The organism is Azospirillum oryzae, from assembly GCF_008364795.1.
Lineage (GTDB): Bacteria > Pseudomonadota > Alphaproteobacteria > Azospirillales > Azospirillaceae > Azospirillum > Azospirillum oryzae.
The window spans coordinates 200107-222153 of sequence record NZ_VTTM01000003.1; the positions used below are offsets into that span (position 1 = coordinate 200107).

Annotated in this window: 19 protein-coding genes; 12 read left to right on the forward strand and 7 right to left on the reverse strand. The window is 69.1% G+C overall.

What is annotated here, in order from left to right:
* Nucleotides 1-22: 22 nt before the first annotated feature.
* From FZ938_RS12440 to FZ938_RS12455, 4 genes are read left to right on the forward strand one after another with little or no spacing between them, the layout of a single operon-like run.
* A complete protein-coding gene (locus FZ938_RS12440) occupies nucleotides 23-1642 on the forward strand; it encodes an MBL fold metallo-hydrolase (RefSeq protein WP_149198805.1) in 1620 nt (539 codons plus the stop codon).
* On the forward strand, nucleotides 1639-2865 hold the full coding sequence (locus FZ938_RS12445; RefSeq protein ID WP_246799013.1) for an HlyD family secretion protein: 1227 nt from the start codon (nucleotides 1639-1641) through the stop codon (nucleotides 2863-2865). Before FZ938_RS12440 ends, FZ938_RS12445 begins: the two co-directional genes overlap by 4 nt.
* Nucleotides 2862-5693 (forward strand): ribosome-associated ATPase/putative transporter RbbA, encoded by a 2832-nt coding sequence (gene rbbA, locus FZ938_RS12450; RefSeq protein ID WP_149198806.1) that lies wholly within the window; start codon nucleotides 2862-2864, stop codon nucleotides 5691-5693. Before FZ938_RS12445 ends, rbbA begins: the two co-directional genes overlap by 4 nt.
* 3 nt (nucleotides 5694-5696) lie before the next feature.
* Nucleotides 5697-6824: an ABC transporter permease gene (locus FZ938_RS12455; protein ID WP_149198807.1), complete on the forward strand. Its 1128-nt coding sequence runs from the start codon at nucleotides 5697-5699 to the stop codon at nucleotides 6822-6824.
* Between the two features lie 40 nt (nucleotides 6825-6864).
* Here FZ938_RS12455 and pgmG read toward each other — a convergent pair whose 3' ends face one another.
* The 3 genes from pgmG to galU form a co-directional block, all read right to left on the reverse strand.
* The gene (pgmG, locus tag FZ938_RS12460; protein WP_149198808.1) at nucleotides 6865-8268 is read right to left on the reverse strand and encodes a phosphoglucomutase/phosphomannomutase PgmG; all 1404 of its coding nucleotides are present in this window, start codon (nucleotides 8266-8268) and stop codon (nucleotides 6865-6867) included.
* Between the two features lie 39 nt (nucleotides 8269-8307).
* The gene (locus FZ938_RS12465) at nucleotides 8308-9639 is read right to left on the reverse strand and encodes a UDP-glucose dehydrogenase family protein (protein ID WP_149198809.1); all 1332 of its coding nucleotides are present in this window, start codon (nucleotides 9637-9639) and stop codon (nucleotides 8308-8310) included.
* 205 nt (nucleotides 9640-9844) lie between these two features.
* Nucleotides 9845-10714, reverse strand: a complete 870-nt coding sequence (gene galU / locus FZ938_RS12470) for a UTP--glucose-1-phosphate uridylyltransferase GalU (protein ID WP_149198810.1) — start codon at nucleotides 10712-10714, stop codon at nucleotides 9845-9847.
* Nucleotides 10715-11129: 415 nt separating this feature from the next.
* On the opposite strand from galU, the gene FZ938_RS12475 reads away from it, so the two are divergent.
* From FZ938_RS12475 to FZ938_RS12490, 4 genes are all read left to right on the forward strand, one after another.
* Nucleotides 11130-11927 (forward strand): RluA family pseudouridine synthase, encoded by a 798-nt coding sequence (locus FZ938_RS12475; RefSeq protein ID WP_149198811.1) that lies wholly within the window; start codon nucleotides 11130-11132, stop codon nucleotides 11925-11927.
* Nucleotides 11928-12016: 89 nt separating this feature from the next.
* The gene (locus tag FZ938_RS12480; protein ID WP_149198812.1) at nucleotides 12017-12289 is read left to right on the forward strand and encodes a GNAT family N-acetyltransferase; all 273 of its coding nucleotides are present in this window, start codon (nucleotides 12017-12019) and stop codon (nucleotides 12287-12289) included.
* 95 nt (nucleotides 12290-12384) lie between these two features.
* On the forward strand, nucleotides 12385-12666 hold the full coding sequence (locus FZ938_RS12485) for a type II toxin-antitoxin system RelE/ParE family toxin (protein WP_149198813.1): 282 nt from the start codon (nucleotides 12385-12387) through the stop codon (nucleotides 12664-12666).
* Nucleotides 12666-12977, forward strand: coding sequence for a HigA family addiction module antitoxin (locus FZ938_RS12490; protein WP_149198814.1), 312 nt, complete (start codon nucleotides 12666-12668; stop codon nucleotides 12975-12977). Before FZ938_RS12485 ends, FZ938_RS12490 begins: the two co-directional genes overlap by 1 nt.
* A 32-nt stretch (nucleotides 12978-13009) precedes the next feature.
* Here the strand turns inward: FZ938_RS12490 and FZ938_RS12495 are convergent, their stop codons facing one another.
* Nucleotides 13010-13888 (reverse strand): GNAT family N-acetyltransferase, encoded by an 879-nt coding sequence (locus FZ938_RS12495; protein WP_149198815.1) that lies wholly within the window; start codon nucleotides 13886-13888, stop codon nucleotides 13010-13012.
* Between the two features lie 442 nt (nucleotides 13889-14330).
* On the opposite strand from FZ938_RS12495, the gene FZ938_RS12500 reads away from it, so the two are divergent.
* Together FZ938_RS12500 and FZ938_RS12505 are read left to right on the forward strand one after the other, a co-directional pair.
* The gene (locus tag FZ938_RS12500; protein ID WP_246457265.1) at nucleotides 14331-15620 is read left to right on the forward strand and encodes an O-antigen ligase family protein; all 1290 of its coding nucleotides are present in this window, start codon (nucleotides 14331-14333) and stop codon (nucleotides 15618-15620) included.
* Nucleotides 15617-16555 (forward strand): glycosyltransferase family 9 protein, encoded by a 939-nt coding sequence (locus FZ938_RS12505; RefSeq protein WP_149198817.1) that lies wholly within the window; start codon nucleotides 15617-15619, stop codon nucleotides 16553-16555. The genes FZ938_RS12500 and FZ938_RS12505 overlap by 4 nt, the downstream gene beginning before the upstream one ends.
* Nucleotides 16556-16568: 13 nt before the next feature.
* Here FZ938_RS12505 and FZ938_RS12510 read toward each other — a convergent pair whose 3' ends face one another.
* Nucleotides 16569-18194 (reverse strand): phospholipid carrier-dependent glycosyltransferase, encoded by a 1626-nt coding sequence (locus tag FZ938_RS12510; protein ID WP_149198818.1) that lies wholly within the window; start codon nucleotides 18192-18194, stop codon nucleotides 16569-16571.
* Nucleotides 18195-18429: 235 nt separating this feature from the next.
* Between FZ938_RS12510 and FZ938_RS12515 the strand changes: the two genes are divergently transcribed.
* Nucleotides 18430-18867: a DUF2934 domain-containing protein gene (locus tag FZ938_RS12515; protein ID WP_149199024.1), complete on the forward strand. Its 438-nt coding sequence runs from the start codon at nucleotides 18430-18432 to the stop codon at nucleotides 18865-18867.
* Nucleotides 18868-18958: 91 nt separating this feature from the next.
* Entirely contained in the window at nucleotides 18959-19303 is a 345-nt protein-coding gene (locus FZ938_RS12520; protein WP_149198819.1) for a four-helix bundle copper-binding protein, read from the forward strand.
* Between the two features lie 9 nt (nucleotides 19304-19312).
* Here FZ938_RS12520 and FZ938_RS12525 read toward each other — a convergent pair whose 3' ends face one another.
* On the reverse strand, nucleotides 19313-20857 hold the full coding sequence (locus tag FZ938_RS12525) for a DHA2 family efflux MFS transporter permease subunit (RefSeq protein ID WP_149198820.1): 1545 nt from the start codon (nucleotides 20855-20857) through the stop codon (nucleotides 19313-19315).
* 43 nt (nucleotides 20858-20900) lie between these two features.
* Nucleotides 20901-22025, reverse strand: a complete 1125-nt coding sequence (locus tag FZ938_RS12530; RefSeq protein WP_149198821.1) for an HlyD family secretion protein — start codon at nucleotides 22023-22025, stop codon at nucleotides 20901-20903.
* Nucleotides 22026-22047 lie beyond the last annotated feature (22 nt).

The following is a 22047-nucleotide window of genomic DNA, read 5'->3' on the forward strand; positions in this document are numbered from 1 at the left end:
TGACAAGCCAAGGAGCCGACCAATGTCCCTGTCGCTGACCTTCCATGGTGCCGCCGGCACGGTGACCGGCTCCTGCTTCCGCCTGTCCACGCCGAACGGCGACGTGCTGATCGATTGCGGCATGTTCCAGGGCACCAAGACGATCCGGGAACTGAACTACCGCCCCTTTCCCTTCGACCCGTCCTCGATCGCCGCGGTCCTGCTGACCCATGCCCACATCGACCATTCCGGCCTGCTGCCGAAGCTGACCCGTCTCGGCTTCCGTGGCCGCATCCACGCCACCAGCGGTACGGTGGACCTTCTGGAATACATGCTGCCCGACAGCGGCTACATCCAGGAGGGCGAGGTGGAGCGGCTGAACCGCCGCAACCGCCAGCGCGGCCGTCCACCCGTCCAGGCGATCTACACCCAGGACGACGCCATCCGCAGCCTGCGCCGCCTCCGCCGCGTCGAGTACGACCGCTGGACCGAGATCCTGCCCGGCCTGCGCGCCCGCTTCTGGCAGGCCGGCCACATCCTGGGCTCCGCCTCCATCGAAATCGAAGCACTCGACGGCTTCGGGGGCGGCGCCGCCGAACCCACCCGCATCCTGTTCTCCGGCGATCTCGGCCCCGGCGGCAAGAGCTTCCACGCCGATGCCGAGGGGCCGGAACGGCCGGACTGGATGGTGCTGGAGACCACCTACGGCGACCGCGACCGCACCGACCTGGACGAGGCCGGACGGCAGGCGGTGCTGCGCGCCGAAGTGTCGACGGCTCTGGCCGCCGGGGGCGTCCTGCTGATCCCGGTCTTCGCGGTGGAGCGCACGCAGGAACTGCTCTACGACCTCGACTGCCTGTTCGACGGCGGCCAGCTGCCGGCGGTGGACGTCTTCCTCGATTCGCCGCTCGCCGACGCGGTGACCGGCGTCTTCCGCCGCCATCTCGACGATCTGGAGACAGACGGCGACCCCTTCACCCGCGCCAATTTCCACCATGTCCGCGGCGTGCCGGACAGCCAGCGCCTCAACAGCATCGCCGGCGGCGCCATCATCATGGCGGCCAGCGGCATGTGCGACGCCGGCCGCATCCGCCACCACCTGAAGAACCGCCTGTGGCGTCCGCAGGACACCGTCCTTCTGGTCGGCTATCAGGCCCCCGGCACGCTTGGCCGCCTGCTGCAGGAGGGCACCCCCCGCGTCCGTATCCATGGCGAGGAGATCGCGGTGAAGGCGAAGGTCCGCTCCATCGACGTCTATTCCGGCCATGCCGACCGTTCCACGCTGCTGGACTGGGTGGAGGCCCGCCACGGCGTCGGCCACGGCCTGTTCCTGGTCCATGGCGAGGAGCCCGCCCGCGCCTCCATCCGCCAGGCCCTGCTCGACAAGGGCTGGTCGGCGGAGCGCATCGCCCAGCCGGCGCTGGACGACCGCGTCGATCTCGCCGCGCCGCGCCCGCTGGTGCCGGCCGACCGTCACCCCCGCCTCGCCCCCGCCGATCTCGCCGCCGGTCTCGACTGGCACAACCATTATGCCGAGGCTCTGCTGGCGCTCCGCCGCACGCTCGACGCCGCCCCCGACGATGCGGCGCGCGAACGCATCCTGGCCGGCGTCATGGGCGCTCTCGACCCCAACGAGAAAGCCGGGAAAGGAACCCAGCCATGACCGTCAAGCGCATCCTCATCGCTCTGGTCCTGCTGGCGCTGCTCGGCGCCGGCGCAGCCTATGGCTGGCGGGCGATGCAGGGCAACCGGCTGCCCGCCGGCTTCGCCTCCGGCAATGGCCGGATCGAGGCGAACGAGATCGACATCGCCACCAAATACGCTGCCCGCGTCCTGACCATCCCGGTCGAGGAAGGCGATCTGGTGGAGGCCGGCGCCATCATCGCCACGCTCGACACCCGCGACCTCGAAGCGCAGCTCCGCTCCGCCGAGGCCCAGCTGCGCCAGGCCCGCCGCGCCCGCGACGAAGCCGTCGCCCTGGTCGCCCAGCGCGCCAGCGAGGCCGACTTCGCCGCCAAGGAGATGGAGCGGGCACTGGTCCTGTTCGGCAAGGGCCATGTCTCCGAACAGCGCGTCGATCAGGCCCGCAACAGCCGCCGCACCGCCGACGCCGCCCTCGACGCCGCCAAGAGCCATCTCGCCAGCGCCGACGAGGCGATCACCGCCGCGGCGGGCGATGCCGACCGCCTGACCACCCTGGTCGCCGACGGCGTTCTGAAGGCGCCGCGCAAGTCCCGCGTCCTCTACCGTCTGGCCGAACCCGGCGAGGTGCTGGCGGCGGGCGGCAAGGCGGCGACCTTGCTCGACCTGTCCAACGTCTACATGACCTTCTTCCTGCCGACCGACACGGCGGGAAACCTCGCGCTCGGCGCCGACGCCCGGATCCTGCTGGACGCCGTTCCCGACACCGCGATCCCCGCCGCCGTCACCTTCGTCGCCCCGCGCGCCCAGTTCACGCCCAAGCAGGTGGAGACCAAGTCCGAACGCGACCGCATGATGTTCCGCGTCAAGGCCCGCGTGCCGGAGGCGCTGGTGACCCGCTACATCGAGCGGGTGAAGACCGGCCTGACCGGCATGGCCTATGTGAAGCTGGACGACAAGGCGGTCTGGCCGGACTGGCTGGAATCGAAGCTGACGCGGGAAGATTCTCCCTCTTCCCCACCCGTATCCCCCTCTCCCCCCCGGGGAGAGGGCCGGGGTGAGGGGGGCGCACTGCGTGACTTCGCCGAGAATACGGCACGCTCCGCCCCCCAATCCACCCCACGCATCCCCCTCACCCTAACCCTCTCCCCGCCTTTCGGCGAAGCTCCGCTTCGCCTGTCGGCAACACAAGCGAAGCTTGTGTTGGGGGGGAGAGGGGAAGAAGCGCCGGATGTCCGATCATGACCCCCGCCCCCGCCGTCTCGCTGTCCGGCGTGCGACACCGCTATGGCGGGACGGTGGCGCTGGAGGATGCCTCCCTCGACATCCCCGCCGGGACCAGCGTCGCGGTGATCGGCCCGGACGGCGTCGGCAAATCGACCCTGCTCGGCCTGATCTCCACCGCCAAGAAAATCCAGCGGGGCAGCATCCGCGTCCTTGGCACCGACGTTTCCGACCGCCACGGCCGCGCCGCCCTCCAGCCGCGCATCGCCTACATGCCGCAGGGTCTCGGCCGCAACCTCTACGCCGAACTCAGCGTCGCCGAAAACCTCCAGTTCTTCGGCCGCCTCTTCGGCCTCGACGCCGCCGAACGCCGGCGCCGCATCGCCGACCTGCTGGAGTCCACCGGCCTCGCCCCTTTCCCCGACCGCCCGGCCGGCAAGCTGTCGGGCGGCATGAAGCAGAAGCTCGGCCTGTGCTGCGCCCTGCTGCACGACCCCGACCTGCTGATCCTCGACGAGCCGACGACTGGCGTCGATCCGCTCTCCCGCCGGCAGTTCTGGGACCTGATCGCCCGCATCCGCGCCGGCCGCGCCGGCATGACGGTGCTGGTCGCCACCTCCTATATGGACGAGGCGGAGCGCTTCGACCGGGTCGTCATGATGAATGGCGGCCGCCTGCTGGCCCACGACACCCCCGCCGCGGTGAAGGCGCAGACCGGGGCCGCCGATCTGGAGGAGGCCTTCGTCGCCCTGCTGCCGGAGGATGCCAAACGCGGCCACGAGCGCCTGACCGTCCCGCCCCGCCCGCCCGAGCCCGCCGGTGCGGCCCCCGCCATCGAGGCCATCGGCCTGACCCGCCGCTTCGGCGATTTCACTGCGGTGTCGGACATCAGCTTCCGCATCGGCCGCGGCGAGATCTTCGGCTTTCTGGGCTCCAACGGCTGCGGCAAGACCACCACGATGAAGATGCTGACCGGCCTGCTGCCGGCCAGCGCCGGCGAGGCGCGGCTGTTCGGCAAACCGGTGGACGCCACCGATCTGGAGAGCCGCCGCCGCGTCGGCTACATGGCGCAGGCCTTCTCGCTCTATGGCGAGCTGACGGTGCGCCAGAACCTCGACCTGCACGCCCGCCTGTTCGACCTGCCCGACGCCGAAACCCGGCTGGCGGCGCTGGTGGAGCGCTTCGGCCTGTCGCCTTACATCGACGCGGTGGCCGACCGCCTGCCCTTGGGCGTGCGGCAGCGGCTGTCGCTGGCCGTCGCCATCCTGCACGGTCCGGAGCTGCTGATCCTCGACGAGCCGACCTCCGGCGTCGACCCGGTGGCGCGCGACCAGTTCTGGCGCGACCTGATCGCGCTGTCGCGCGACCAGGGGGTGACGATCTTCGTCTCCACCCATTTCATGAACGAGGCGGCGCGCTGCGACCGGGTGGCCTTCATGAACGCCGGCCGCGTCATCGCCGCCGGCCCCCCCGACGAGCTGCGCCGCCAACAGCAGGCCGACAGCCTGGACGACGCCTTCATCGGATTTATGGAGTTGGCGGAGGGGGAGGAACCCGACGAAAATCGCCCTCTCCCGCCCCGGGAGAGGGAGGAGACCCACGAAGTGGGGAGGGTGAGGGGGAATGCGAGAATCCCGAACCGCACCGCTTCGTGCCCCACCCCTCACCCTTCCCATGCTCCGCATGGGCCCCTTCCCTCTCCCGGGACGGGAGAGGGAGTGTCCCCCCTCTCCCGCCGCCGCCTGCTCGCCTACGCATGGCGCGAAACCCTCGAACTGCGCCGCGACCCAGTCCGACTCACCGTCGCCCTGCTCGGCACGGTGCTGCTCATGCTGGTCTTCGGCTTCGGAATCACCATGGATGTGGAGAACCTGACCTTCGCCGTCCTCGACCACGACCGCTCGCCGGAAAGCCGCGCCTACATCGAGCAGTTCGACGGCTCGCGCAGCTTCCGCGCCACCCCGCCCGCCGTGGACGCCCGCGACCTCGCGCTGCGCCTGCAACGCGGCGAGGCGTCGCTGACCATCGAGATCCCCGAAGGCTTCGGCCGCGACCTCCGCCGTGGCCGCATCCCGGAGATCGCGGTGCGCATCGACGGCGCCATGCCCTTCCGGGCGGAGACCATCCAGGGCTACGTCTCCGGCCTGCACCAGCGCTTCATCCAGGATACCGCCCTCGCCGCCGGAGCCACCCTGCCCGCCGCGCCCGCCACCTTGGAGATGCGTTACCGGTACAACCAAGCCTTCCGCAGCCTGGACGCCATGGTCCCCGCCACCATCGGCCTGCTGCTGGTCTTCATCCCCGCCATCCTGGCCGCGCTGGGCGTGGTGCGCGAAAAGGAACTGGGCTCCATCACCAACCTCTACGTCACCCCGGTGACGCGGCTGGAGTTCCTGCTCGGCAAGCAACTGCCCTATATCGGGCTCGCCGCCTTCAACCTGCTGCTGATGGTCGCCATGGCCGTCACCCTGTTCGGCGTGCCGGTGAAGGGCAGCCTGATCGGGCTGCTGCTCGGCGGGCTGGTCTATGTGGTGGCGACCACGGCGCTGGGGCTGCTGATCTCCGTCTTCACCGCGACGCAGACGGCGGCGGTGTTCGGCACCGCCATCGTCACCATGCTGCCGGCCACCCAATTCTCCGGCATGTTGCAACCGGTGGCGACGCTGGAAGGCGGGGCGTGGCTGTTCGGCACGCTGTTCCCCACCACCCATTTCCTGAAGATCTCCGTCGGCGCCTTCACCAAGGGTTTGGCCTTCCCGGAGCTTCTCCCCTTCATCCTGGCGACCGCCGCCTTCGTGCCCGTCTTCCTGGCGCTGGGCGTCGCCTTCCTGCCGAAACAGGAGCGCTGAACCATGATGCGCTTCCTCCGAAACAGCCTGACATTGGCGCGCAAGGAGTGGATCAGCCTTCTGCGCGACGTCTTCATGCTGGGCTTCGTCGTCTATTCCTTCACCTTCTCCGTCTACAGCGAGGCGACCGGCATCTCGCATGACCTGCGCAACGCCGCCATCGCCATTGTGGACGAGGACCGCTCCACCCTGTCGCAGCGTCTGGTCTCCAGCTTTCACCAACCGGAGTTCCAGGCCCCGGTGATGATCGGCCATGCCGAGGTCGATCCGGCGATGGATTCCGCCCGCTACACCTTCGTGCTCGACATCCCGCCCGATTTCCAGGCCGACGTGCTGGCCGGACGCAGCCCGACGATCCAGCTGCTGATCGACGCCACCGCGATGATGCAGGCCGGCATCGGCGCCGGCACCATCGAGGGCATCGTCGATGACGAGGTCGGCCGCTTCGTCCGCCGCGAGGCCGAGGGGTCCGCCGCCCCGGTCAGCCTTCAAATCCGCGTCGCCTACAACGAGGCGCTCGACACCAAATGGTTCACCGGCACCATGGCGGTGGTCAGCAACGTCACCATGCTGGCGGTGCTGCTGGCCGGCGCCGCCCTGATCCGCGAGCGCGAGCACGGCACGCTGGAACATCTGCTGGTGATGCCGGTGCGCCCGGCCGAGATCATGGCCGCCAAGGTGCTGGCGAATGGTGCGGTGATCCTGGGCCTGACGCTGGTGGCGCTCTATGTGGTGCTGCGCGGCCTGCTGTCGGTGCCGCTGGCCGGCTCGGTCCCACTGTTTTTGGCCGGGACGGCGCTCTACCTGTTCTTCGCGACGGCGCTCGGCATCTTTCTCGGCACCGTGGCGCGCTCGATGCCGCAGCTGGGCTTGCTGTTCATCCTGATCGTGCTGCCGATGGACATGCTGTCCGGCGGCTTCACCCCGCTGGAAAGCGAACCGGAATGGCTGCAGATGGCGATGCAGCTGTCACCGTCCACCCATTTCGTCGCCTTCGCCCAGGCGATCCTGTTCCGCGGCGCCGGCTTCGACGTGGTGTGGCCGCGCTTCGCCGCGACCGCCGGCATCGGCGCGCTGTTCTTCGCCTGGAGTCTGGTGCGGTTCAGAAGACACTTGGCAAGTTTCAGGTGAGGGGGCGTTCGTCAGCCGAAGCCTGAACACCCCCCAAACCTCAGTGCCCAGCCCCGCCGCCTTCAAACGACGGCGCCGACAGCCCCGACGCCACCAGCTGCTCGATCAGCGCATTCTTCAGCCGCTCCAGCCCTTCCTGGCTGTAGGACTCGGCGCGGGCCACCAGCACGTCCTGGGTGTTGGACGCGCGCAGCAGCCACCAGCCGTCGTCGGTCGTCACGCGGACGCCGTCGATGTCGTTGACCTTGGCGCCCGACGCCTTGACGCGGCCCTTGACCTCCTCGACCACGGCGAACTTGCGTTCCTCGTCGATCTGGAAGCGGGTCTCCGGCGTGTTGACCATGTCCGGCAGGCCGTCGCGCAGGTCCGCCAGCGTGGTGTTCAGCTTGCTGACCAGCCCGGCGAGACGGACGCCGCAATAGAGCGCGTCGTCGAAGCCGTACCACTTGTCGGCGAAGAAGATGTGGCCCGACATCTCGCCGGCCAGCGGCGACCCGGTCTCCGCCATCTTGGCCTTCAGCAGCGAGTGGCCGGTCTTCCACATCAGCGGGTTGCCGCCATGCTTGGCGATCTCGTCGAACAGGGCCTGGCTGGCCTTGACGTCGGCGATGATGGTGGCGCCCGGATGGCTCTTCAGCACGTCGGCGGCGTAGAGCGCGACCAGCTGGTCGCCCCACACCACGCGGCCCTTGTGGTCGATGGCGCCGATGCGGTCGCCGTCGCCGTCGAAGCCGATGCCGATGTCGCAGCCATGCTCCGCCACCGCCTTCTTCAGGTCGACCAGATTGGCTTCGACCGTCGGGTCCGGGTGGTGGTTGGGGAAGTTGCCGTCGATGTCGTCGAACAGCAGGACATGCTTGCCCGGCAGCTTGGCGGTCAGGCGGCGCAGGATCTCGCCCGACGCGCCGTTGCCGGCGTCCCAGGCGATCTTCAGGTCGCGTGTGCCGTCATAGTCCTTCAGCAGGCGGGCGACATACTCGTCCTGGACGTCGATCTTCTCCGACGAGCCCTGGCCCTGCTCCCAGTCGGCCTTGGCCGCCATGGTGCCGAGTTCCAGGATCTGCTGGCCATAGACCGGGCCCTTGCCCAGCATCATCTTGATGCCGTTGTAGTCCGGCGGGTTGTGCGAGCCGGTGATCATGATGCCGGCCGCCGCGTCGCGGTCGCGGGTGGCGAAATACAGCATCGGCGTGGGGCCGAGCCCGATGCGCAGGACGTGCAGGCCGGTGGAAACCAGCCCGTCGACCAGCGCCTCCTCCAGTTCCGGCGAGGACAGACGGCCGTCGTAGCCGACGCAGACCGTCTTGCCGCCCTTGCGCACCACCACGGTGCCGAAGGAGCGGCCGACCGCGCGGGCGTCGGCGGGGGTCAGCGTCTTGCCGACGATGCCGCGGATGTCGTACTCGCGCAGCACCGTGGGGTGGAAGGTATGGGCTTCGCTCATCGTCTCGTTAGTCCTCTGTTGGACGCCGTCTCAGGACCGTTAGCCGCGGTCCATTCCACCCGCCGGCGCAGGCCGGCCGATGGAGCTGTAGGTGAAGCCGGCCTTCGCCATGTCCTCGGGGTTGTAGATGTTGCGCAGGTCGATCATCACCGGCCGCTTCAGCATCGACTTGACCCGACGCAGGTCGAGCGCGCGGAATTCGTTCCACTCCGTGAGAATAGCGACGCAATCGGCCCCTTCCAAGGTGCCGTAGGCGTCCTTGGCCCATTCCACGCCGGGAAGCAGCTTTTCGGCCTCGTGCATCGCCGCCGGATCGAAGGCGCGCACATGGGCGCCCGCCGCCTGCAGCGCCGGGACGATGTCCAGCGACGGGCTGTCGCGCATGTCGTCGGTGTTCGGCTTGAAGGCGACGCCCAGCACGGCGACGGTCTTGCCGTCCACCGACCCGCCGCAGGCGGCGATGATGCGCTCGGCCATCTGCTTCTTGCGCTTGTCGTTGATGTCCACCACCGTCTCGATGATGCGCAGCGGGCTGCCGACCTGCTGGGCGGTGCGCACCAGCGCCAGCGTGTCCTTCGGGAAGCAGGACCCGCCGTAGCCCGGACCGGGGTGCAGGAACTTCTTGCCGATGCGGCCGTCCAGCCCGATGCCGCGCGCCACGTCATGGACGTTGGCGCCGACCTTCTCGCACAGGTCGGCGATCTCGTTGATGAAGGTGATCTTGGCGGCCAGGAAGGTGTTGGCGGCGTATTTGGTCAGCTCCGCCGTCTCCAGCGAGGTCACCACGATCGGCGTCTCGATCAGGTAGAGCGGCCGGTAGAGCCGGCGCATGACGTCGCCCGCGCGGTCCGACGTGGCGCCGATGACGACGCGGTCGGGCCGCATGAAGTCGCCGATGGCGGAGCCTTCGCGCAGGAATTCCGGGTTGGAGGCGACGTCGAACTCGGCGTCGGGCCGCACCCGGCGGATGATCGCCTCGACCTCGCGGCCCGTCCCGACCGGCACGGTCGACTTGGTCACCACCACCGTGTAGTGGTCGAGATGCTGGGCGATCTCCTCCGCGGCGCCGAAGACATAGGACAGGTCGGCATGGCCGTCGCCGCGGCGCGACGGGGTGCCGACCGCGATGAACACGGCGTCGACGCCCTGCATCGCCTCCTTCAGATCCATGGTGAAGGACAGGCGGCCGGCGGCGACGTTGCGGGCGACCAGATCGTCCAGGCCGGGTTCATAGATCGGAATCTCGCCGCGCTTCAGCCGTTCGATCTTGCCGGCGTCCTTGTCGACGCAAGTGACGTGCACGCCGAACTCCGAAAAGCAGGCGCCGGAGACCAGGCCGACATAGCCCGTGCCGATCATCGCTATGCGCATCGCGTCCCCCTCATGTCCTTGAAAATAAGGAAACCTGTATGTCTCTGGGATGCCCTACCAAGGGGCGTTCCTCATGGCCGGTCTTTTCGATTGTCCGGCTCTTGTCATCGTCCAGCACTCAGGGGCGCAGCCCAAACGCACGCGCCCGCCGCCGTCCGGATCAGGGGACGGGGGCGGGCACGGCATCAGGGATGCAGCCCGTCGCTCAGCAATATTTGCGCAGCATCTCGCGCACCTTGTCGGCCATGTCCGGCCGGTTCAGCGCGTGGGCCAGCGTCGCCTCGATGAAGCCGACCTTGTCGCCGCAGTCGTAGCGGGTGCCTTCGAAGCGCAGGCCGTGGAACGGCTGGTTGCCGATCAACTTGGCCATGGCGTCGGTCAGCTGGATTTCGTTGCCGGTGCCGCGCTGCTGCTTTTCCAGATGGTCGAAGATTTCCGGCTGCAGGATGTAGCGGCCGATGATCGACAGCGTCGACGGCGCTTCTTCCGGCTTCGGCTTTTCGACGAGACCACGGACGGTGGCCAGACGGCCGTCGTCCTTCTCGACGTCCAGGATGCCGTAGCTGCTGGTGCGTTCGCGCGGCACGTCGACGACGGCGACGATGTTGCCGCCGACTTCCTCATAGGCCTCGACCATCTGCTTCAGGCAGGGGGTCTTGCCTTGGACGTAATCGTCGGGCAGCACGATGGCGAACGGGTCGTTGCCGATCAGGGCGCGGGCGCACCACACGGCATGGCCGAGGCCGAGCGGAACCTGCTGGCGGGTGTAGAAGCAGCGGCCGGGAGCGATCTCGCTGTGGCGGACCTCCTCCAGCGCGTCCAACTTGCCGCGCTCTTCAAGCGTGCGGTTCAGTTCGGTGTCGGCGTCGAAATGGTCTTCGATGGCGCGCTTGGAACGGCCGGTGACGAAAACGAAATCCTCGATGCCGGCGGCGCGCGCCTCTTCGACGGCATGCTGCAGCAGGGGGCGGTCGACCAGGGGCAGCATCTCTTTCGGGATGGCCTTGGTGGCGGGCAGGAAGCGCGTGCCGAGACCGGCGACCGGGAACACCACCTTGCGCACGGGTTTCCGCATTGGACGTCTCTTGTGGTTGAGGCGAAATCAATTCCATGGTCCCACGGGACCGCCCAACCGCAAGCGAAGCCTGCGGAAGCACGGGCCGTGGTCCCCGGCTTTCTGCCACGCCTTCCGCGACTGCGCAACAAACCTTCCGAGACCGGGCAAAAGGCTAGTCCCGGCGGCCGAAATCAAAAGAAAACCGGCCGAATGTCCTCGTACAAGCCGATCTTTATCCGCAAGGTCCGAAGTCGGCCCGGACCTTTCTCATAGGCAGTAACGCTTGGAAAAGCGCGGCAAACCACGGGCGCGACACCGTGCCGCTGGCAATCCGCCGCCATGGCTTCGCTTACGGACTTTCCGTATGACGCTCGATTGCGATTTCGTCGCGAATACTTGCGCAAGCGGCCCGCCGGCAGCCATGGTGCCGGCCATGATCTCCGACTCGCGTACCTCCATCTTGCCGCCCCCACCCTCGCCGCCTGCGCCCTCGCTGACCGCGGACCAGTTGCGCGCCCGCGTCCTGCATCGGGATACGGAGTGCTTCGTCATCGACAAGCCGGCCGGCCTTGCCGTCCACAAGGCGGGCCGCATCACCGACCATCTGGAACTGTACCTGCCCCATCTCGCCGAGGCGGACGGCAATGGCCCGATTGGCGATGGCCCGATTGGCGAGCCGCCGAAGCTTGCCCACCGGCTGGACCGCGATACCGCCGGCTGCCTGATCCTGGGCCGCACCCCCTGGGCGCTGAAGCGCTTCGGCCAGATGTTCGCCGCCGGCCATGTCGAGAAGACCTATTGGGCGGTGGCCGAGGGCGTCCCGGAGACAGATTCCGGCGTCATCGACCTGCCCCTGCTCAAGCGGATCGAACCCAAATCCTCGTTGGGGGCGTCGCGCTCCTCCTGGACGATCCTGCCCGATCCGGCCGGCCAACCGGCGGTCACCGAATACCGGGTCCTCGGCACCAGCGCCGACGGCCGCTCCTGGCTGGAGCTTCGCCCGCGCACCGGCCGCACCCACCAGATCCGCGTCCATTGCGCCGCCATCGGCTGCCCGCTGGTGGGGGAACCCTTCTACGGCCCCGAGCGCCGGCCGCCCGGCAACCTTCACCTGCTGGCCCGCTCCGTCGCCTTCCGCATGGCCTTCGAATATGACGCCGTCAGCGCCGTCGCCCCGGCGCCGGAGCATATGCGGGACGCGCTGTCGGCCTGCGGCTGGCAGGGGCAGTGAAAGGGCTTCCGCGCAAAAGGGGGCTGCCGGCCTGTTCGCCGCATCCCATTGTTAAGGGGGAAGGCCCCACAACCGACGGAGCGTACAGGATGGGACAGGCGGTCACCGACAACCGCGAGATGAACCGGTTCGAACTGGCGGTCGGCAGCCAGACGGTTTTCGCCGACTACCGCCGCAATGGCCGGACCCTGGTGATTTCCTATGTCGAGGCCCCGCCCTCGCTGCGCGGCACCGGCGCCGCCGGCCGCCTGATGGCGGGCGTGGTGGAAACCGCCCGCACCGAGGGGCTGAAGATCGTCCCGCTGTGCGGCTACGCCGCGATGTGGATCAGGCGCAACCGGCACGACGACCTGCTGGCGTGAGTGCGATCCAAAATTAGCTGGTCCTTGTTTCAATATGTAAACCGACGATCTACAGGCCGCTTGACCTCGCGGCTGTAAATCGATAGTTTACAGTCATGATCCGCAATATCCGGAACAAGGCGCTCAAACGCTATTTCGAGACAGGCAAGTCCGATAAGCTTCCCATTCAGGGTGCTGCGAACATTACCCGGCTCGGCCGTATCCTCGTGGCGCTTGACGCCGCGAGCAAGCCGGACGACCTGAACCTTCCAGGATTTCACTTCCATGGCCTGGAGGGTGAGGAACGCTGGTCGGTGCGGGTAACGGCGAATTACCGCATCACCTTCGCCTGGGAAGCACCGGATGCCATCGCGGTCGATCTGGAGGACTATCACTGATGACCGACACTCCTCTCAAGCGCGGCCTCCCCCCGCTCCATCCCGGCGCCCTGCTGCGCGAGGATATCCTGCCGTCGCTCGGCATCTCGGTGAGCAGCTTCGCCGCCCATCTCCGCGTGTCACGACAGATGCTCCACCGCATCCTCTCGGAAGAGGCCCCGGTGACACCGGCCATGGCTCTGCGCCTCGGCAAGCTCTGCGGAAACGGTCCCGAACTGTGGCTGAACCTGCAGGCCCGTTACGACCTCGATCGCTATGGCCGGGAACTTGCCAAGGAGTTGAACGAGATCCCGACCCTGAACGCGGCTTAGGGACAACACCTTTGGGGAGCGCCTGAAAGCCCTCACCCCAACTCGAAGCTCGTAACCCCGAACAGCCGCCCCAGATCCGTCACCGGCGCCGCCCCCAGATACATCCGCGCCGTCTCGAACTGTGGCGTCAACCCGAACTCCTGCGCCAGCCGCACCGCCTCCCCGTTCGGCTCCGGCACGTCGAGGAACACCGGCCCCGTTCCGGCCGCCCGTCCCAGCGCCAGCACCAGATCCCGCGCCACCGTCCCATCCGCCGCATAGAGCGGGCCGATCTTGAAGCCGCTGTGGCAAGGCCGGATCACCCCGAAACCGGTCACCGCGCCATCCCTAACCGCCGCCAGCGCCGTGGCGCCCGGCAGGGCGATCCAGTTGGCGAGGAATCCGGGACGCGGCGCCGGAAACAGCTCGGCGTCCAAGGCGGCCAGCCGGTCGAAGGGCACCGTCCGCGCGTCCACCAGACTGGTCTCGCCCGCCCCGCCCTTTGCCCCGCCGTCCGGCACGCTGCCGCCGAAGCGGATGTTCCGGTGGGACAGGGCGAAGCCAGATTTGCGATAGTTCTCCTGCTGGGCGACCACGCCGTCGAGGCCGACGGTGCAGCCCTCCAGATGGCGCAGCCCCGCCTGCCACAGCCGCCAGCCATAGCCCCGCCCGCGCATTTCCGGCCGGACGATGTAGAAGCCGAGGAAACCGAAATTCCCCGGATAGCGGACCACCGACAGCGAAGCCACCGGCCGGCCGTCCAGCAGCCCGACCAGAAAGCCCGCCGGATCGACGGCATGGAAGGCCCCGGCATCATGCAGGCCGGGGTTCCACCCCTCCGCCCGCGCCCAATCCACCGCCAGATCGAGGTCGGCCCGGCTCATCACCCGAACCTGATAGCCGTCCGTCTCCTGCGCCTGGGTACGTTCCATCGCCGCCTCCCTCGAACGAATGGAATAGAGCGTAACCGCCGGCCTCGCCGCAGGGCAATCCGATGCCGCATTTTCCACCCACCCTTTCCCCATCGCTCCGCACTTGTGATAGGAATACCATCCTGCCACCACCAGAAAGGGACCGCCATGCCCCGCCGGATGCCGCCCGCCCGATCTGCGTTCCCCACCAACGGCTTCACTCCCGATGAAACACTGGAACACCGCCCGGATTCCTGTTTCACGGTGTTCCAAACGTCTCATCCGGCGCCGTCCGCCGACCACCCCACCGCCGGATGAAACGATGGAACAGCCCCCCAAACCCTGTTCCACGCCGTTCCAAACCTCCTGCCCGGCGCCCCGCCGCCACGGACCGCGCGCCGTTGCTTTCGCGGCGGGAGTGCGGTTAAGTCCCCGCCGGTTTCCGCTGATCCGCGTCGAGTTCATGCCCGTCGAGTCCCTGGACGCCACCGCGTCGCGCCCCGTCCCCCCGTCTCCCGCCCCGCCCCCAACCGGCAGCGGGGTCGATGCCGCGTTGCGGGGTCTGGCCGGGGCCGCCGCCCTGGTGCTGGGGCCGCTGGCGGCGCTCGCCCCGCGCGGGCTGCCGGTCTGGGCCATCCTCATGCTTCTGCTGTCGCTGACCGGTTTGGCCCGCCGTGGGGCCTTCGGGCGCATGCTGCGGCTGACCCCGGCGGTGGCCGCGGTGGCGGCCTTCCTGCTGCTGGCCCTGATCTCCAGCCTGTGGAGCCCGTCGGACCGCGCGCTGGAGACGGTGCTGGAGATCGGCTACATCGCGCTCGGCGCGCTGGCCGGCGGCGCCTGGATCGCCGGGCTGCCGGCGGCCGACGCGCGGCGGCTGGGCGGGCTGTTCCTGGCCGGCGGGCTGGCCGGCGGACTGCTGTTCGCGGTGGAGGCGGCGCTGGACTTCCCGCTGAACCGCTGGTGGAACAGCGTGCCCGACGACCAGCTGCCCAACCTGCTGAACGGCAATGTGCCGAAACGGACGGCGGCGCTGCTCTGCCTGCTGGTCTGGCCGGCCGCCCTGGCGGTGGACCGCTTCGGACGCCGGATGCCGGCCCTGCTGGTGCCGGTGGGCTATGCGCTGGCCTGCCTGCCGCTGACCAGCCGCTCGGCCATGCTGGGCATCGCCGCCGGGCTGGTCACCTTGGCCGCCGCCCGCGCGTCAGCGCGCTGGACCCGCCGGCTGTTCGCCTCTGCGGTGACCGCCGCGTTCCTATTGGTGTTGCCGGCCGCCCTGCTGTTCTCCGGTCCGCTCGACCTCGACCATTCGCCGCTGCTGTTCCGTTCCGCCCAGCACCGGGTGGAGATCTGGGGCCATGCGGCGGACCGCGCGCTGCGCACGCCGGTGTTCGGCCAGGGGATCGACGCCTCGCGCTCCCTGCCGCCGGAAGGGGCGGTGTCGGACTTCTCGCCGATCGGCGACAGCCTGCTGCCGCTGCATCCCCACAACGCCTTCCTTCAGGTCTGGCTGGAGACCGGCGCGGTCGGGGCGGCACTGGCCTTGGCCGTGATGCTGCTGCTGCTGGCCGCCACCGCCCGGCTGGAGCGGCGTGACCAGCCCTTCGCGCTCGCCCTGTTCGCCACGGCGATGGCGATGGGCAGCACCGCCTACGGCATCTGGCAGCCCTGGTGGATGGCAGGATTCCTTTCCGCCGCGCTGATGTTGCGGCTGGCAACCCGTATCGGGGCCCGTATCGGGGACAAGACACGATGAGCAAGCGCCCGCTCCGCATCCTGGTCATCAAGCTGGGCGCCTTCGGCGACTTCTTCCTGGCCCAGACGACCTTCGCCGCCATCCGCCGCCACCATGCCGGCGACCGGGTGACGCTGCTGACCCTGCCGTCCCTCGCCCCGCTCGCCCGCATGAGCGGCCTGTTCGACGAGGTGCTGGAGGACCCGCGCGAGCGTTCGCTGTCGGCCTATCTGGCGATCCGCCGGACCTTGCGCGCCCACCGCTTCGACCGCGTCTATGACCTCCAGGCGCAGACGCGCACCGACCTGTACCACCGGCTGCTGTTCCCCGGCCCCTGGCCGGAATGGTCGGGCACCGCCCATGGCGCCTCCCATCCCGACCGCTACGAGGGGCGGCGCAAGGTGCCGGTGCGCGACCGCTATGTCCGCCAGCTCGCCCCCTTCGGCATCGTGCCGGACGAGACGCCCGACCTGTCCTGGCTCGACGCCGACATCGCCAAGTTCAACCTGCCGGAACGCTTCGCCCTGCTGGTCCCCGGCTCCTCCCCCGGACGGCCGGACAAGCGCTGGCCGGTCCGCCGCTATGCCGAGGTGGCGGCGGCGCTGGCCGGACGCGGCATCATTCCGGTGGTGATCGGCACGGGAATCGAGAGCGACCTCGCCCGCGGCATCGCCGAGTATTGCCCGCAGGCTGTCGATCTCACCGACCGCACCAGCGTGCCGGAACTGGGCGGGCTGGCGCGCCGGGCCTGGGGGGCGGTCGGCAACGACACTGGCCCGACCCACCTGATCGCCGCGGTCGGCTGCCCCACCGTGGTGGTGTTCTCCGACGCCTCCGACCCGATCCACAGCACCGGCCCGCGGGTGCTGATCCACCACCGCCCCGACTTCGCCGACATCGACAGCGCCGGCGTGGTCGAGGCGCTGGACCGCGCGCGGAACTTGGGAGTCCCCTAACGGCAGAAGGGGCCTAATGACAGAAGGGAAACGGCGCCACCTTGGGCATGTAGATCGGGATCCACTCGCAATGGGTTGCCGGGTTCGGCAGCTTCCGGGTCTCGATGATCGGCCAGGCATGGGCTACGATCACCACCAGCGCCACTCCGCCCAGGATCCAGCGCCGCGGCTTGGTCCGCTCCAGCAGCCCCGGCATTCGCGCCAGCACCCAGGCGGCGGACAGGATCGCCAGCGGGTCGGTGTAGGCGGCATAGGCGCGCTGGAATCCGCGCAGCGAGAACAGCGCCTCCAGCCCCCAGGCGACCAGCAGCAGGAACAGCGCCTGCACCGCGGCCAGCTTTTCCCCCCGCCGCCACAGCACCACGGCCCCGGCGATGGCGAACCACTCCACGATGATGGTCTGCGGGATGTTGTCGGGGTGCAGGACGATGGTGCGGATCGCCAGCGTGCGGCCGATGCCGGCCAGCAGAAGCGCCAGCGTCCCCTGCCCCACCACGTTGCCCTGTCCCTGAAGCTCCGCCCCGTGCCGCCAGGAGGAGAAGACGAACATGTGCTCGACGAAGTTCGCAACGGCGATGGCGTTCTGCTCGTTCCAGCGGATGTCGAGCGCCAGCAGCCCGACCGCCAGCCCCAGCAGCACCGCCGCCGCCCCGGCCACCGCGCGGACCGGGGGCACCCGATGCACCACCGCATGGACCAGGATGCCGACCAGCACCCAGCCGGCGACGATGCTCTGGTACCCGCCGCCCGACAGCCCGCCGCCAACGGGAGTGTAGGGATAGACCGCGCGTCCCCAGCCGGCCAACCCCGCCTGGATCAGCCCGAAGGCCGGCACCGCCGCCGCTGCCGCCAGCAGCCCGACCACGGCCGCCGTGCCCCAGGCCGGTCCCGGAGCGGTTTCCGGCTCCGCCCGTCGCCCGAACAGGATCGCCGCCACCGGCAGCCCCATCGCCAGGAACACCGCCTGCACCTTGGTCACCATGGCCAGCCCGACCAGCAGCCCGCCCAACGCCAGTTGCAGCAGCGACGCGCCGCCGCACGGTCTGCCCTCCGCCGGCCGCACCGCCCGCAGGACCAGCAGCAGCCCCAGCACGACGAAGCCGGCCGACAGCAGGTCGGTGCGCATCTGCCGCCCCTGCGCCGTCAGCCCGACGCCGAAGGCCAGCAGCACCCCGGCCAGCAGCGCCACCCGCCGGTCGCCCAGCAGCCCGCGCAGCAGCGTGGCATAGCTGACGGCGAAGGCGGCGGTCAGCAGGATCGACAGCGCCCGCCCGGCCTGGACCAGCGACTGCCAGACCGCCTGCGTCGCCGCCACGTCGCTGCCCGGCGGCAAGGCCGAGAGGGTGGCGACCGGCAGCAGCCCGACCGCATGCAGAAGCCGGTACCAGACGTCGATCACCAGGAAATAGCCGTAGCCGGGGTGGTCGAAATACTCCTGCGGCAGCCCGTCGCCGAACAGCAGCCCATGATAGGCCAGCACCAGATCCTGGTCCGAATGCACCCAGTAAGGCAGCCGGAACCCAACCAACAGGACCGACAGCGCCATCGCCGCGGCCAGCCCCAGACACAGCAGCCACCAGGGCGCCGCCACGACACGGTCGAGCAGGGAGGGACGGGCGATGGAAGGTGCAGGCGTCATGATGGGCTGCGCTCACGGTTCAGGTCGGCGGGCGCCTTGTGGCACGGAAATGAACGATTGGGAACCAGTGCGATCCTGCGGTGTTGCCCTCATGAAACGGCGGAGTCGGGAGTCTCCGTCTCTTTCGTGGTGCCTCTCACGAGTGGCTTTGCAACGTTGGCGGGGCACTGCCACAAAATACGGTATGGCAGCCGCGCCGCGCAGACAATTGCCGGACAGACACATGGGGGACTCGATGGCCGATACCGACGACATCCTGGAGCGTATCCGACGCCGCGCCCACGAGTTGTGGGAGAGCGAGGGCCGCCCGCACGGCCGCGATTCCGACCATTGGACCCAGGCGGAAGCGGAAATTCGCGGCGCCGGCGCGCTGGAGCCGACGGAAAAGGCCGCCGGATCGCGCAAGAAGCCTCCCATCTCCAAGGCCACCTCCAAGGCCGCCGGCAAGAGCACCCGCGCCGCCGCCGAATCCCTGTCCGAAGTCGCGAGCGCCCCGGCGGATGGCGCCAAATCCACCCCCGCCAAGCCCGCGAAGACTAAGCCTGCCATGGCCAAGCCGAAGGCCGAGGATGCCCCCAAGCCGGCAGCCGGAAAGACCACCGCCAAGGCGACCCCCGCCAAGTCTCCGCGCAGCCCGAAAAAGGACGGCGGCAAGAGCGCCTCTGCCGACTGACCCCAGTCCGCTCTTCCCTCCACCGGCGGAACCCTGCGGCCCCGGAGCCGGTTGTCAGGTCGATCCTGCAATCTTCTCCGGAGGACCTGTCATGGCCGGCACGCCGTCGATGGACGACTGCATCCGCAACTGCACCGACTGCCACACGATCTGCCTGGAAACCGTCGCACATTGCCTGACCAAGGGCGGTGCGCATGCGGAGGCCGGGCATATCCGTCTGCTGCTGGACTGCGTCGACATCTGCCGCACCAGCGCGGATTTCATGACCCGCGGCTCCCGCTTCCACCACCTCACCTGCGGTGCCTGCGCCGAGATCTGCGCCGCCTGTGCCGACGACTGCGACCGCATGACCGACGACTCCATGATGAAGCGGTGCGCCGAGATGTGCCGCCGCTGCGCCGAAAGCTGCCGCTCGATGTCGAGCATGGCCGCCTGAGCGTACGGCCTACTCCATCACCGCCGTGTCCTCCGGCGCCGGAGCCCCGGCCTTCGGCCGCCGGAGCAGCAGCAGCATCGGGATCACCAGCAGCGCGACGTACATCATCAGCTTGAAATCGTCGATGTAGGCGATCATCGCCGCCTGCTGCGTGACCTGGGCGTTCAGCATCGCCAGCGCCTGGGGCGAGGCGGTGACCTGCTCCGTCATCGCCTGGGAGAACGGCGTCAGATGCGCGGCCAGGCTGGCATGATTGACCTGGGTGTTCTGCGACAACAGGGTCATCACCACCGAGATTCCGACGCTGCTGCCCAGGTTGCGGACCAGGCTGAACAGGCTGGCGGCGTCGGTGCGCAGCCGCGGCTCCAGCGTGGCGAAGGCAATGGTGCTGAGCGGCACGAAGACCAGCCCCAAACCCAGCCCCTGCACCACGCCGCTGACGATGATCGGCTCACGGTCCATCACGATGGTGAAGCCGGTCATGTACCACAGCGACCAGCTGGTCAGCAGCACGCCGGCCAGGATCAGCAACCGCGCGTCCACCCTGCGCACAAGCCGTCCGACCGCCAGCATCGAGATCATCGTGCCGACGCCGCGCGGCGCCAGCACCAGCCCGGTGGTGACCGTCGGGTAGCCCAGCAGGTTCTGCAGCATCGGCGGCAGCAGCGCCATGGTCGCCAGCAGGATCACGCCGATCACGAAGATCAGGATCAGGCCGGTGACGAAGTTGCGGTCGCGCAGCAGCGCCGGGTCGATGAAGGGCTCGGTCTTCGTGTTGCCGTGGGCGGTGGCGATGTGGACGGCGAAGATCCAGAAGGCGCAGGCAGCCAGCGCCGTCTCGATCCAGATTTCGGTCGCGCCGAACCAGTCCAGCTGCTCGCCGCGGTCCAGCAGCATCTGGAAGGCGCCGACCGCCAGTCCCAGCATGGCGAAGCCGAAGAAGTCGAAGCCGCGCTGCCGGCCCTTGGTCTCGTGCAGGAAGACCAGCATGCCGAAGAAGGCGAGCAGCCCGACCGGCAGGTTGATGTAGAAGACCCAGCGCCAGCTGAAGCTGTCGGTCAGCCAGCCGCCCAACGTCGGCCCGGCGATGGGACCGACCATGATGCCGGCGCCCCACAGCGCCATCGCCTGCCCGTGCCGCTCCTTGGGGTTGATGTCCAGCAGCACCGACTGCGACAGCGGCACCAGCGCCGCGCCGAAGATACCCTGCACCAGCCGGAAGGCCACCATCTGCGTCAGGCTGCCCGCCAGCCCGCACAGCACCGACGCGGCGGTGAAACCCGCCACCGCGATCAGGAACAGCCGCTTGCGCCCGAACCGGTCGGCCATCCAGCCGGTGGCCGGCGTCGCGATGGCCGCCGCCACGATATAGGAGGTCAGCACCCAGGTGATGGTGTCCTGCGCCGCCCCCAGACTGCCCTGCATGCTGGGCAAGGCGACGTTGGCGATGGTGGTGTCCAGCACCTGCATGATGGTGGCGAGCATGATCGACACGGTGATCATGCCGCGATGCTTCACCTCATGCGGGGCGGCAGGGGATTGGCTGGCGGCCATGGAATGCCTGCGGATGATTGTCGGTTGGTGGGGGCCGAAGGCCTTACCGGATCGCCGCGACCGCGCTGCCGATCACGCCGGGCAGCGGCCGGCTGTAATGGGTGTCGACCTCCACCTCGGCGCTCAGGCCGGTGCGGAGCGGCACGGCTGCGGCCCCCGACTGATCGCCGTCCGTCCCGTCGATGCGCAGGCGGACCGGTACCCTCTGCACCACCTTCACCCAATTGCCGGTGGCGTTCTGGGCGGGCAGGACCGAGAACTCCGATCCGGTACCGGCACCGATGCTCTCGACATGGGCAGTCAGGGTGCGTCCGGAATAGGCGTCGAGCACCACGGTCGCGGTCTGGCCGACCGCCATATGGGTCAGATCGGTTTCCTTGAAGTTCGCCTCGACCCAGCTCGACCCGCTCATCACCAGACTGACCGCCGACAGCCCGACCGAGGCATATTGCCCGACCAGCAGCCGGTCGGTCTGGCTGACCACGCCGTCGGCCGGCGCCGTCACCACGGCATGGTCGAGGTCGCGCTGCGCCGTGGCCTTCTTCGCCAGCGCCTCCAGCACCATCGGATGGCGGTCGGTGGGGATGTCGGGATCGCCGCCCAGCGCGGCACGGGCGCTGACCACCGCCTGCTTCTCCGTGTTCAGGTCCTGCTGCGCCGCCATCAGGTCGTGGCGCACGGAATCATAGGTCGCGCGTGCGGCGACGCCGGTCTTCAGCAGGTCCTGCTGGCGCTGGAACTCGCGCTGCTCGAAGGCGACCTTCTCCTCCGCCGCGGCTTGCTTGGCCTGCGCCTCGCCCAGGTCTGCGCGCAACTGCTCCACCTTCAGCCGGGCCGACGCCAGCGCGGCGTCCGCCTGCTGAAGCGCCAGCCGGTATGGCTCGTCATCGATGCGGAACAGCAGGTCGCCGCGATGGACCGGCTGGTTCTCGTGCACCGCCACCTCGACGATGCGGCCGGAAACATCCGGGCTGATCGTCACCTTGTCCTGCTGGACATAGGCGTTGTCGGTCGAGACGTAGCGTCCGCCGACGACATACTCATAGCCGCCGCCGACCGCCACCAGCAACGGCAAGGCGGCCATCAGCAGCCAGCGGCGCCAGCGCGTCCGGCGAACGGGCTTGGCGGCAGGACGGGTTTCGGTATCGCGGTCGGTCACGGCGGTCATAGCGGTCGGGTCCCGAAGGAAA